This is a genomic window from Micromonospora sp. 050-3, from assembly GCF_046549335.1.
Classification (GTDB): domain Bacteria; phylum Actinomycetota; class Actinomycetes; order Mycobacteriales; family Micromonosporaceae; genus Micromonospora; species Micromonospora trifolii.
On record NZ_JAJPVX010000002.1, the window covers coordinates 1441181 to 1453277 of the forward strand.

12 protein-coding genes are annotated in these 12097 nt (G+C 72.5%); 11 read left to right on the forward strand and 1 reads right to left on the reverse strand.

Annotated features, from left to right (window positions below; all coding sequences use genetic code 11):
- Nucleotides 1-4: 4 nt before the first annotated feature.
- Nucleotides 5-2683, reverse strand: a complete 2679-nt coding sequence (locus tag ACLJOK_RS21705; RefSeq protein ID WP_410820520.1) for a LuxR C-terminal-related transcriptional regulator — start codon at nt 2681-2683, stop codon at nt 5-7.
- A 194-nt stretch (nt 2684-2877) separates the two neighbouring features.
- Between ACLJOK_RS21705 and ACLJOK_RS21710 the strand changes: the two genes are divergently transcribed.
- The 11 genes from ACLJOK_RS21710 to rdgB all read left to right on the forward strand — a co-directional run bounded on the left by ACLJOK_RS21710 (nt 2878) and on the right by rdgB (nt 12057).
- The gene (locus ACLJOK_RS21710; RefSeq protein ID WP_410820521.1) at nt 2878-4428 is read left to right on the forward strand and encodes a hypothetical protein; all 1551 of its coding nucleotides are present in this window, start codon (nt 2878-2880) and stop codon (nt 4426-4428) included.
- Between the two features lie 148 nt (nt 4429-4576).
- Nucleotides 4577-4867 (forward strand): ATP-dependent Clp protease adapter ClpS, encoded by a 291-nt coding sequence (gene clpS, locus ACLJOK_RS21715; protein WP_410820522.1) that lies wholly within the window; start codon nt 4577-4579, stop codon nt 4865-4867.
- Entirely contained in the window at nt 4864-5364 is a 501-nt protein-coding gene (locus tag ACLJOK_RS21720; RefSeq protein ID WP_410820523.1) for a DUF2017 domain-containing protein, read from the forward strand. Before clpS ends, ACLJOK_RS21720 begins: the two co-directional genes overlap by 4 nt.
- A gap of 52 nt (nt 5365-5416) precedes the next feature.
- Complete coding sequence (locus tag ACLJOK_RS21725) at nt 5417-5905, forward strand: Mov34/MPN/PAD-1 family protein (RefSeq protein ID WP_030487200.1); 489 nt, start codon at nt 5417-5419, stop codon at nt 5903-5905.
- 66 nt (nt 5906-5971) lie between these two features.
- Nucleotides 5972-6343, forward strand: coding sequence for a MoaD/ThiS family protein (locus ACLJOK_RS21730; protein ID WP_410820524.1), 372 nt, complete (start codon nt 5972-5974; stop codon nt 6341-6343).
- 11 nt (nt 6344-6354) lie between these two features.
- A complete protein-coding gene (locus ACLJOK_RS21735; protein ID WP_328650747.1) occupies nt 6355-7320 on the forward strand; it encodes a PLP-dependent cysteine synthase family protein in 966 nt (321 codons plus the stop codon).
- A 223-nt stretch (nt 7321-7543) separates the two neighbouring features.
- The gene (locus ACLJOK_RS21740; protein WP_410820525.1) at nt 7544-8287 is read left to right on the forward strand and encodes an MBL fold metallo-hydrolase; all 744 of its coding nucleotides are present in this window, start codon (nt 7544-7546) and stop codon (nt 8285-8287) included.
- 109 nt (nt 8288-8396) lie between these two features.
- Nucleotides 8397-9542 carry a glycosyltransferase family 4 protein gene (locus tag ACLJOK_RS21745; RefSeq protein WP_410820526.1) on the forward strand — a complete coding sequence of 382 codons (1146 nt, stop codon included), beginning with the start codon at nt 8397-8399 and terminating at the stop codon, nt 9540-9542.
- On the forward strand, nt 9539-10708 hold the full coding sequence (locus ACLJOK_RS21750) for a glycosyltransferase (RefSeq protein ID WP_410820527.1): 1170 nt from the start codon (nt 9539-9541) through the stop codon (nt 10706-10708). The genes ACLJOK_RS21745 and ACLJOK_RS21750 overlap by 4 nt, the downstream gene beginning before the upstream one ends.
- A 9-nt stretch (nt 10709-10717) precedes the next feature.
- Nucleotides 10718-11443, forward strand: coding sequence for a ribonuclease PH (gene rph, locus ACLJOK_RS21755; RefSeq protein WP_410820528.1), 726 nt, complete (start codon nt 10718-10720; stop codon nt 11441-11443).
- Complete coding sequence (gene rdgB / locus ACLJOK_RS21760) at nt 11440-12057, forward strand: RdgB/HAM1 family non-canonical purine NTP pyrophosphatase (RefSeq protein WP_357270395.1); 618 nt, start codon at nt 11440-11442, stop codon at nt 12055-12057. The genes rph and rdgB overlap by 4 nt, the downstream gene beginning before the upstream one ends.
- Nucleotides 12058-12097: the final 40 nt, after the last annotated feature.

The window sequence follows — 12097 nt, forward strand, 5'->3', positions numbered from 1 at the left end:
AGGTTCAGCTCGGGTCGCCGCCGTCGTGGCCCGGGATCGAACGTAACGCCGCCCACAGCTCGGCCCGGCCGGTGACGCCGAGCTTGGCGTAGATCCGCTGGAGGTGGTTCTCCACAGTGCGCGCCGAGAGGTAGAGCCGTTCGGCGATGGCCCGGCTGGGGGCGCCGTGCGCGGCGAGGCGCGCCACCTGCCACTCCCGCTCGGTGAGCACTGGCGCGCCGGCCTGGAGCGCCGGCGTCCGGATCAGGTCACAGCGCCCGAGCAACCCGGCGAGGCGCTCCCGGGCGTCGTTTGCCGCAGCCGAGTGTTGCTGGCGTAGCCGCTGGACGGCCTGGGAGGTGGCCTCGGCGGCGTACACGGTCAACTCCAGGGCCGCATAGTCGTCGGCGACCGCGAGCAGGTCGGTGGGGGAGTCGGTCACCGCGGCGCGGGCGTGCCGGGCCAGCAGCGGCGGCAGCACCCCGTCGACCCGCTCGGAGAGCTCGGCGAGGCGCTGCGCGACGGTGCGCCGGCCACCGTCGGAGCAGGTGGGCCCGACCGCCATGCCCGCCTGGTCGAGTCGGACGAGGTCGTGCAGCACATGCACCTCGTGCCCGGCGAAGCCGTCCGAGCGCAGCCGATCCACCAGGTCACCGAGGTGTTTGACAGCGCCCGGCAGGTCACCCGAGGCGGCGAGCGACGCACCCCGAGCCTGCTCCAGCCACGGGTAGAGCACGGCCATGCCCGGCGCGTGGGTGCGGTCGGCTTCGGCCATCGCCGCAACCGCCTGTGCCGCGTCACCGCGCAGCGCCGCCGCCTGGGCGCGTTCGGCCTGAGCCAGACCGGCGTAGACCCGACTCGTGGCCAGCACCGCGCAGGCGCCCAGCGAGGTCCGCATGGCCGCGTCGCTCTGCCCGCGCAGCCGGGCCGCGTACGCCTGGAGGATGGCCAGGTAGCCGGTGCCGAGGCGGAAGTCGCCGGCTCCGGCGAGGTCGGCGAACTCGTCGGCCACTATCGCGTCGATGCCGGCCAGGTCGCCGGTGAGCATGAGCCGGGTGCCTCGGGCCAGCTCCAGGGCCAACTGGAGGTACGGCATGTCGGTACGCCAGCTCGCCGCGGCCGAGTGCACCTGGGCGATCGCCGTACCGCTGCGGGTCAGCTCACCCTGCGCGGCCTGGACGTACGCGATGGTGGAACGGGCCAGCTCGCGGGCGGCGACGCCGGCCGCCGGCCGGTCCAGTACTCGTCGGCTGAGCTGCACCGCGGTGGCCGTGTCCAGTCCGTGCAGGCGCATGATCGCCTCGAAGGCGTGCACCCGGGACCGGTCGGCGGAGTCGCTGAGCTGCTCGACCCGGCTTGCGATCTCCTCCACCGTGGACTCCCGGCTCAGCCCCCAGTAGCTGACCATGCCGCGGACGGTCAGCCACCGGCAGAGCCGTCGCTCGTCGCCGGGCTCGGGGGTGACAGCGTCGAGGACGTCGATCGCCTCGTCGGGCCGGTCGGCGAACATCAGGATGGTGGCCAGCAGCTCGGCCGCGTCGTAGCCGCCGTCGGCGTTCAGCGCGGCCCGAGCCAGGCGGGTCGCCAGCGGCACGTCGTAGCGGGTGAACGCCTGCACCGCGGCGTCCAGCAGCAGAGCAGGGTCCTGTGCGGTGCCGGAGTCGAGTCGCCAGACGGCCACCCGCAACAGGTCGTCGCGGCGGCGTTTGCCGACCTGCTCGAGCAGCTCGGCGAGGTGTGCCTGAAGTCGGCGGGTGCGGCTGACCGGGCAGCGTCGGCGCATCACCTCGCCGTAGAGCGGGTGCGCCAGCCGGACGTTGGTGCGCCGGTCGTGCTGGATGACGGTGATCAGCCCGCGTTCCTCGGCGGTCTCCACGTCCGACTGCTCGGCGGCCTGCCTCAGGAGGTGCAGGCCCAGTGGTTCGCCGAACGCGACCAGCTCGACGACCGCGCGCACGCCGTCGGTGAGCTTGCCGACCCGGGTGTCGATGAGGTCGGTCAGGTTGGGCGCCAGCTCCAGTCGCCCGGTCCACTTCCAGATCCCGTACGTGCGCTTCAACTCGGCGCTGCCGTTGGCGGCGTGCACCAGCTCGCGCAGCAGCAGCGGGTTGCCGGCCGACAGCCGGCCGAGCCGGTCGGCGGAGCCGGCGTCGACCGGGCCGCCCAGGATCGCCGCCAGCAGGTCGGTGGTCTCTGCCTGCGGCATCGGGGTCAGCTCGACGTGCTCGACCAGGTCGTCGGTCCAGAGTGCGCGGATCGGCAGCGGGATCTGCTCGCCGTCGCGCAGGGTGCCGACCACTGTGGCGTTCTCGGCGCGGGCGACCAGGTGCACCAGTGCGGCCGAGGGGGGATCGAGCAGGTGGGCATCGTCGATGGCGAGCACGATCCGTCGGCCGGCCGCCTGCTGTTGCAGCACGTTGAGCGCCCAGCGCAGGATGCCGGCGGGGGAGAGGCCCTGGGGCTGCTCGGCGGGGAGGACCTGGACCAGCCCACCGAACGGCAGCGCCGCGGTGGTGGCGCTGGCGGCGATGGACCAGATCGCGAACCGGTCGGTGGGCAACGCGCCCACGCCCTCGCGCAGCAGGCGACTCTTGCCGATGCCAGCGCTGCCGCTGAAGAAGAGCCCGCGGCCGGCCTCACCGGTCACCGCCTCCAGCAGGCGGTTGAGCTCATCCGTGCGGCCGACGAACTCCCATCGACTCATTCGCGCAGCATATCGACCGGAATCCGTCCGCGCCCGTACCGTCACCGTGCGAAGTTGAGTAATCGCACAATTACCGGTGAGTATTCGAGGTGTTCCGCCCGGTTGCCAGCCCGCCCGTAGTCTTCCGACATCCGGGTTGTTGTACCGGAATTTTCGCGACCGGACCTCCGGTCACCTGCAACGGGAGGCACCTGATGAAGCAGGGCCCTCTCCCCTCGGTCGACTCGCCGGGCGACATGACCGGCCCCACCGATCTACCCGCCTGCGGCCCACTCCCCACCCGGGTCGGCGTGTCCGGCGCCGCCCCGGACGAGCCGCTCGGTGTGATCGCCGTCGGTCCGGCCGGTGCCGAGCGGCGTGCCGTGCTGGCCACCCTGCTCGGGCTCGATCCGGTCATGCTCACCGTGCCGGCGGGCAGTTGGTTGGTGGTGCGCGACGCCAAGGTGCCCACCCGTGCGGCGTTCGTGCCCGGTTACCGCCTGCCGCACTCGTACGGCGCGGACCGGGACGCCGCCGGTCCGGCGTTGGCCCGCCCGCCCCGGCGTGTCGAGCTGAGCGTGCCCGAGCCGCTGCTGCGGCACTTCACCCTGATCGACGTTCCGGACACCGCCACCCTCGGGGTGTCCGGCACCCGGGTGCTGCTCGAAGCGGCGGGCCGAGCCGGCGCGCTGCTCTTCGTGATCGCCGCCGACCAGGCCTTCACCGCCGCTGAGTTGAACCTGCTCGCCGAAGTCGCCCTCACCTCGGTGGAGGTCGTCTTCGCGGTCACCCCCGGCGCGGCGGGGTGGGCTCCGCTGACCGACGGCACGGCGACTACGGAGGGCGCGGGGGCGTCCGTCCCGCCGGTCGGAGGTGCGGAGACCGAGGTGGACGCGGTAGCGGTGACGGTGGAGGCACATCGCGCGGCGCTCCTGGCCGCGGTGCCGGCGTTGGCCGGCGCCCGGTGGTTCCCGGTCGACGACGCCGACACCGCCGCCGACCTGCGGCGGGCGCTGGTGGGTTGGGCGTCGCGTGAGGGGTTGCAGCGGGCCAGCGTCGATCCGCCGGTCCTCCCGGGCCAGCAGGGCCGCGTCGCAGTGGCTGCCGATCCGGGTGACTGGTCCGAGCGGCTCGACCGCCACGCCCGCACGTGTGCACAGCGGATTCGCCAGCACCTCGCCCTGGAGTTGGCGAACATCCACCTGCGGGCCGTGCAGGAGATCGTGTTCGGCGTCGGCTGTGCCGGCCTACCGGATCTCCTCGACCGGGAGATGGCGGCGTTGTCGCTGTTGGCCACCGCGCAGTGCGACCAGGCGGTGCGCGGCATCGTGACCGACGTAGCGTCCCAGGTGCTCGGCGTGCCGCCGTCCGAGGGCGTGCGACGTCGGATCGCCGCCGCGGTGCAGTACGGCCTGGCCGATCACCGGCCCGGCCACGAATTGGACAAGGTTCTGCTGATCACCAGCACGGCGGGCGTGGCCGAGTTGACCGGCCTGGAGGCGATCGACGCCGCCGCCAGCTATCCGGCGGCTTCCCGGGACGAGGTGCTCCCGCCGGTCGCGGTGGCGCTCTCCGGCGGTTGCTGGCAGCAGTGGCGTACGCCCGGCAACGACGACCACAGCGCGGCGCGGGCCTGGTCCCAACGGGCGGTTCGTGAGGTCGAGTTGGGGTTGTCCAGGGAGATCTCCCGACGGTTCGAGGTGATCCGCCTCTCGCTGGGCGTGGTGCTCTCCGATGCAGTCGATCACGGCATTCTGCTCGCCTGACGGCGCGCCCACCGGTTGGTCCGGGTCCGGCCCGGACCCCGCCTCCGATGGCGTCCGGGGCGGGCCGGGAGGGCCCGAGGTGGGTGATCCGCGCCGGGCCGGCGTTCCGGTTCCTCGGTTCCGGGAAACCGGTGGCACGATGGGGGGCATGGCGGCTCCGCAGGTTGCACCGTTCGAGACGCCGGACACTGACGAGGTGCCGGCGTCCGACCGGCAGTGGGTGACGATCGTGTGGGACGACCCGGTCAATCTGATGACGTACGTGACCTGGGTCTTTCAAAAGCTTTTCGGCTACAGCCGGGAGAGGGCCGAGCAGCTGATGATGGACGTGCACCACAAGGGCCGCGCCGTGGTCTCCACCGGTGCCCGCGAACGCATGGAGCACGACGCGTCGCAGCTGCACGCGTACGGGCTGTGGGCGACGGTGGACAGATCATGAGCATGTTCCATCGCCAGGCCGGTCGCTACGTCGCCGTCTTCGCCGTCGACGAGGTGCGGGTGCTGCGCAAGGTCGCCTCCGAGGTGGTGGGTCTGCTCACCGACGGCTTCGACCACACCGACCCGGTCGTCGGTCGGCTCTTTCCGGCGGTCTACCCGAAGGACGCTCCGGGCACCGCAGAGTTTCGTCGCTACACCGAGGGCGACCTGAAGACCGCGAAGATCGATCAGGCGGGGGCGATCCTGGCCGCGTTGCCGGACGAGGCCGGCGGCGAGGTGCGGCTGGACGCCGAGGCCGCCGAGGCGTGGTTGCGGGCGCTGAACGACGCCCGGCTCGCGATGGGCGTCCGTCTGGAGATCAAGGACGGCACCGATCTGGGCGAGGAGTTGGACGACGCGGTCGCGGAGGACCCGGGTTCCAGCCGGGTGTTCCAGCTTTCGGTCTACGCCTATCTCGGGTATCTACAGGAGTCGCTGCTCAACGCCTTGATCGACTAGGGGTGACCGGCACCACTTCGGCCCGTGCCCGGCAGGCGTTAGGCTGGTGCACGTGCTGAGCATCGACCGGTCGATCATCGACGCGATCGTCGCCCACGCGCGCCGGGATCACCCAGACGAGGCGTGCGGCGTGGTCGCCGGTCCCGTCGGCAGCGACACCCCGACCCGGCACATCCCGATGGACAATGCCGCGCGGTCGATGACCTTCTACGAGTTCGACTCGATGGAGCACCTGCGCGTCTGGCGGGAGATGGACGACCGGGACGAAGAGCCCGTCGTCATCTACCACTCGCACACCGCCACCGAGGCGTACCCGTCGCGGACGGATGTCTCCTTCGCCGGTGAGCCAGGGGCGCACTACCTGCTCGTCTCGACCCGTGAACCCGACTCGGAGGAGATCCGGTCGTTCCGGATCGTCGACGGCGTGGTCACCGAGGAGCCGGTGCGTGTCGTGGAGGCCGGTGTCGACCCGCACGCCGTCCAGTCCTACATGTTCGGGCAGAGCCCGGCGACGGTCGATTACGAGTGTTCCGGCCGCTGACCTGTCAGCGCCGCAGCCCGCTCGTCCCGTCACCGTAGGCACACCCGATCGAGGAGTTTCCACATCATGGCTATTGAGGTTCGCATCCCCACCATCCTGCGCAGCTACACCGGCGGCGCCAAGGTCGTCGACGGCAGCGGCGACACGCTCGCCGATCTGCTCACCGACCTGGATTCCCGGCACGGCGGTCTGCGCGGCCGGCTGATCACCGACGCGGGCACGCTGCACCGCTTCGTCAACGTCTACGTGAACGACGAGGACGTCCGCTTCCTCGGCGCGCTGGACGCGAAGCTCTCCGACGGCGACAGCGTCACCATCCTGCCGGCCGTGGCCGGCGGCGCGTTCGGCTTCGCGGCGGCAGCGGCGATCAGCTCGCACAGCATCAGCTCGCAGAGTGCCGCCGCCGCGGTGGCGCGCGACGCCGTCGCGGCTCGCTGAGGTCGGCCGCCATGGCGCGGTACGACAGCCTGCTCGACGCCTGCGGGGGCACGCCGCTTGTCGGCCTGCCCCGACTCTCCCCGACGGTGCCCGACGGTGCCCCTCCGGTGCGGCTCTGGGCCAAGCTGGAGGACCGCAACCCCACCGGCAGCATCAAGGACCGCGCGGCGCTGTTCATGGTCCGGGCGGCGGAGGAGGCTGGCCGGCTCCGCACGGGTGACACCATCCTCGAGCCGACGAGTGGCAACACCGGCATCTCGTTGGCGATGGTGGCGAAGCTGCGCGGCTACCGGCTGGTCTGCGTGATGCCGGAGAACGTCTCCACCGAGCGGGTGCAGCTGCTCCGGATGTACGGGGCCGAGATCATCTTCTCGCCGGCGGCGGGTGGTTCCAACCAGGCGGTCGCCACGGCGAAGCAGATCGCCGTCGAGCACCCCGACTGGGTGATGCTCTACCAGTACGGCAACGAGGCCAACGCCCGGGCGCACTACGAGACGACCGGGCCGGAGCTGCTGCACGACCTGCCCAGCATCACGGACTTCGTGGCCGGGCTGGGCACCACCGGCACCCTGATGGGCACCGGGCGTTACCTGCGGGAAAAGGTCGAGGGCATTCAGATCGTCGCCGCCGAGCCGCGCTACGGCGAGTTGGTCTACGGCCTGCGCAACATCGACGAGGGGTACGTTCCGGAGCTCTACGACGCCTCGGTGCTCTCTCGGAGGTTCTCGGTCGGCACCCGGGACGCGGTGTTGCGCACCCGCCAGCTGGTGGAGGTGGAGGGCATCTTCGCCGGGTTCTCCACAGGCGCGATCCTGCACGCCGCGCTGGCGGTGGCGCACGAGGCGGTGCGCGACGGCCGGCGGGCCGACGTGGCCTTCGTGGTCTGTGACGGCGGGTGGAAGTACCTGTCCACCGGCGCGTACGGCGGCACACTCGCCGATGCCGAGGACGCCCTGGAGGGGCAGCTCTGGGCCTGACCGATCTGGTCTGCCGACTACGGGCCGTCGACATTCGTCGACGGCCCGTGCGCTTCCCGACGTACCGCGAGCGGGTGTCACGTTCGTGACAACTTCCGTTGGATGATTCTTGCTGCCGGGTGCGCCAGCGTAGGCTGCGCAGCGTGGCGTACGCGTCGGTAGAGATCATGGCCGGGACCGTCGCCGGTGCGGGTGCTACTGATAGTGACAGCGAGACCACTCGATGCGACTGACCGTTCTGGGAAGCGCCGGCAGTTTCCCTGGCCCCGAGTCGCCCTGCTCGGCCTATCTCATCGAGGCCGACGGCTTCCGGCTCCTGGTCGACTTCGGCTCGGGGTCGCTGTCCAGCCTCCAGCGGTACGCGGGTCTGCACGCCCCGGACGCCATCCTGCTGACCCACCTGCACTGTGATCACATGTTCGACGCCGTGCTGTACGTGGTGGTGCGCCGGTACGCCCCGGACGGCCCCTACCCGGCGCTGCCGGTGTACGCGCCCGCCGGCGCGCCGGACCGGCTCAGCGCCGCGTACGGCGACGACGGTTCGGTGGAGGACGTGTACCAGTTCTACGCGCTCCAGCCGGGCACCTTCCCGATCGGCCCGTTCTCCGTCACCGTCGACCGGGTCAACCACCCCGTCGAGACGTACGGTGTGCGGCTGGAGCACGACGGCCGTTCGCTGTGCTACTCGTCGGACACCGCACCCTGCGAGGCGTTGCTGCGGCTGGCCCAGAACGCCGACGTGTTCCTCTGCGAGGCCAGTTACCTCGACGGCATGGACAATCCGCCGGACCTGCACCTGACCGGTCGGGAGGCCGGTGAGGCGGCGACCAAGGCCGCTGTGGGTCGGCTGCTGCTCACCCACCTGGTGCCCGCCTGGGGCAGCGAGGCGCACACGCTGGAGTCGGCCGCTTCCGCGTACACCGGGCCGCTCGAAGTGGTCCGGCCCGGCGCCAGCTACGACATCTGACGCACCGAGTCCCGGTTTGCGAGGCCGGCCGCGGTGTTGTGCCGTACTGTTCGCCGGCCGGTCAGCGGGCGGTCGTCTGGCGCACCCGTGGCACCCGCACGGTGTGGGCATGCGGATCGCCATCGTGACCGAGTCGTTCCCACCGGATGTGAACGGCGTCGCGCACTCTGTGGTGCGGACGGCGGAGCACCTGCTCGACCAGGGCCATGAGCCGGTGGTCATCGCGCCCGCCCCGCCGGGCGGCGGCCGGCAGAACATCGACCGGCTGCCGTACTCGGTGGTGCGCATCCCGAGCGTGCCGCTGCCCCGCTACCAGGGCTTCCGGCTGGGTGTGCCGACCAACTCCCGACTGACCGGGGCGCTGCTGTCGGCCGAGCCGGACGTGGTCCACCTGGCCAGTCCGTTCGTCCTGGGCGCCCGGGCGGCCACGCTGGCCAGCCGGCACGGGCTGCCCACTGTGGCGGTCTACCAGACCGATGTGGCGGCGTACGCCCGGGCGTACCGCGTCAGTTGGGGCGAGGCCGCGGCGTGGCGGCGGATCCGCGAGATCCACAACTCGGCGCAGCGCACCCTCGCCCCGTCCACCCGGGCCGCCGCCGACCTGATCGCGAACGGGGTGCAGCGGATCTGGCTGTGGCGGCGCGGTGTGGACGCCGTTCGCTTCGATCCGGCCAAGCGGTGCGCGGCGCTGCGGGACCGGCTGGCGCCCGGCGGTGAGCTGCTGGTCGGCTACGTCGGTCGGCTCGCCCCGGAGAAGCGGGTGGAGTTGCTGGCGGCGACGTCCCGACTGCCCGGCGTACGGGTGGTGGTGGCCGGCGACGGCCCGACCCACCGCCAGTTGGCGCGCGAGCTGCCCGGGGTGACGTTCCTGGGCGTGCAGCAGGGCGAGGACCTGGCGCGGCTCTACGCCAGCCTGGACCTGTTCGTGCACACCGGACCGCACGAGACCTTCGGCCAGACCATCCAGGAGGCGCTGGCCTCCGGGGTGCCGGTCGTGGCGCCGGCCAGCGGCGGCCCGGTCGACCTCGTCGACCACGGCGTGACCGGCCTGCTGGTGCCGCCGAACGACGGCAACGCGCTCGCCGCGGCGGTGGCCGAGCTGACCGGCGACGCCGACCGGCGGCGGGCCTACGGGCTGGCCGCCCGGGTCGCGGTCAGTCGCCGCAGCTGGGCGGCGGTCGGCGACGAGCTGATCGGGCACTACCACGCGGTACGCGCCGTTGCCGCCACCGTCGGCCTGCCGGCCGCCTCGTGACCGGGCCCGTCGGCGGCCTGCGGATCGTGCGGATCGCCAACTTCGTCACGGAACGCTCCGGCGGCCTGCGTACCGCGCTGCGGCACCTCGGCGCGGGCTACCGGGCGGCCGGACACGATCCGGTGCTGGTGATACCGGGTCAGCGGGCCGCTGACGAGACGTACCCATGGGGGCGGGTGGTCACACTGCCCGGGCCGCGGATGCCGGGCACCGGTGGTTACCGGCTGCTGGCCGGCCGACGCCGGTTGGCGCGGCTCCTCACCGACCTGGCACCGGACCGGTTGGAGGTCTCCGACCGGTCGTCGCTGCGCTGGACGGGCCGGTGGGCGCGGGCGCACGGGGTCCCGTCGGTGATGGTGTCGCACGAGTCGCTGACCGGGCTGCTCGGCCAGTGGGGTGTGCCGGATGCGCTGCGCCGCCCGACCGCCGACCGGCTCAACCGGGCGACCAGTCGGGCGTACGACCGGATCGTCTGCACGACCCGCTGGGCTGCCGAGGAGTTCGACCGGATCGGCGCCGACAACGTGGATCTGGTGCCGCTCGGGGTGGACCTGGACACCTTCGCGCCGCACCGGGCCGACCCCCTGGTGCGCGAGCGGTACGCCGACACCGGCGAGTTGCTGTTGGTGCACTGCGCGCGGCTGTCCCCGGAGAAGCGGCCGGAGTTGGCCGTGCAGACCCTCGCCGAGCTGCGCCGGGAGGGCGTGCCGGCGGTGCTGGTGATGGCCGGCGACGGCCCACTGCGCGGCGCGCTGGCCCGACGGGCGGAGGGGCTGCCGGTCACCTTCACCGGTTTCCTGCCGGACCGCGCCACGGTGGCCGCGCTGCTGGCCAGCGCGGACGTGGTGCTGGCGCCGGGCCCGGTGGAGACCTTCGGTCTCGCTGGCCTGGAGGCGCTGGCCTGCGGCACTCCGGTGGTGGTCAACGCGGCCAGCGCGCTACCCGAGGTGGTCGGCGACGCCGGGCTGGCGGCGTACGGCTCGGGGGTGTCGATGGCGGCGGCGGTGACCCGCCTGGCGGCCCGGCCGGAGGCGCAGCGGCGGCGGGCCGCCAGGGTGCGGGCCGAGGAGTTCGGCTGGCCGGCCGCCGTCGCCGGGTTCCTCGGTGTGCACGGCGCGGACGTTCTCCGGGGCACCCCGAGCGAGGTCGATCGCCGCACCGCATAGGGTGCAGGGATGGCGCGACCTGACGGGCGAGGGCCCTCTCAACTTCGACCGGTGACCCTGACCCGTGGCTGGAGCACCCATCCGGAGGGCTCGGTGCTCGTCGAGTTCGGCGGCACCCGGGTGCTCTGCACGGCGAGCGTCACCGAGGGGGTGCCCCGCTGGCGCAAGGGCTCCGGGCTCGGCTGGGTGACCGCCGAGTACGCGATGCTGCCCCGGGCCACGAACACCCGCTCCGACCGGGAGAGCGTCAAGGGTCGGGTCGGTGGCCGGACCCACGAGATCTCCCGGTTGATCGGCCGCAGTCTGCGGGCCAGCATCGACCTGAAGGCGCTCGGTGAGAACTCGGTAGTGCTCGACTGCGACGTGCTCCAGGCCGACGGTGGCACCCGCACGGCCGCAATCACCGGCGCGTACGTCGCCTTGCACGACGCGGTGGGCTGGCTCGCCGCCCGGAAGTCGTTGGCAGGTAAGCCGGAGAAGGTGATGCACCGTTCGGTGGCCGCGGTCAGCGTGGGGATCATCGCCGGGGAGGCCCGGCTCGACCTCTGCTACGAGGAGGACGTCGCCGCCGAGGTGGACATGAACGTGGTGGTCACCGGCGCAGGCGACTTCGTCGAGGTGCAGGGCACCGGCGAGGCGGGCGTGTTCGCCCGCGACCAGCTCGACGCCCTGCTCGACCTGGCCGTCGCCGGCTGCGCCGAGTTGGCCGAAGCCCAGCGGAAGGCTCTCTCATGAACAAGGTCCTGCTCGCCACCCGTAACCGCAAGAAGCTCGTCGAGCTACAGCGGATCCTCGACGGCGCACTCGGCGCGCACCGGATCGCCCTGCTCGGGCTGGACGACGTCGAGCAGTACGCGGAACTGCCGGAGACCGGCCTGACCTTCGGCGAGAACGCGCTGATCAAGGCGCGGGAGGGTTGCCGGCAGAGCGGGCTGCCGACGATCGCCGACGACTCCGGGCTCGCGGTCGACGCGCTCAACGGCATGCCGGGGGTGTTCAGCGCCCGCTGGTCCGGCCAGCACGGCGACGACCGGGCCAACCTCCAACTGGTGCTAGACCAGATCGGCGACGTGCCCGACGAGCAGCGGGCCGCCTCGTTCGTGTGCACCGTGGCGTTGGTGCTGCCCGGCGGCAAGGAGCACCTCGTCGATGGCCGGCAGTCCGGGCGGGTGCTGCGCGCGCCGCGCGGTGACGGCGGGTTCGGCTACGACCCGATCTTCCTGGGCGACGGACAGGACCGGACAAACGCCGAACTGACCCCGGCGGAGAAGGACGCCATCAGTCACCGGGGCAAGGCGTTGCGCGAGCTGGCCAAGCTGATCGCCAAGGTGCTGCCGCCGGCCGCCTGACGGGCGCGAGGTGCTGCCGCCCGCCGCCTGACCCGCGGCG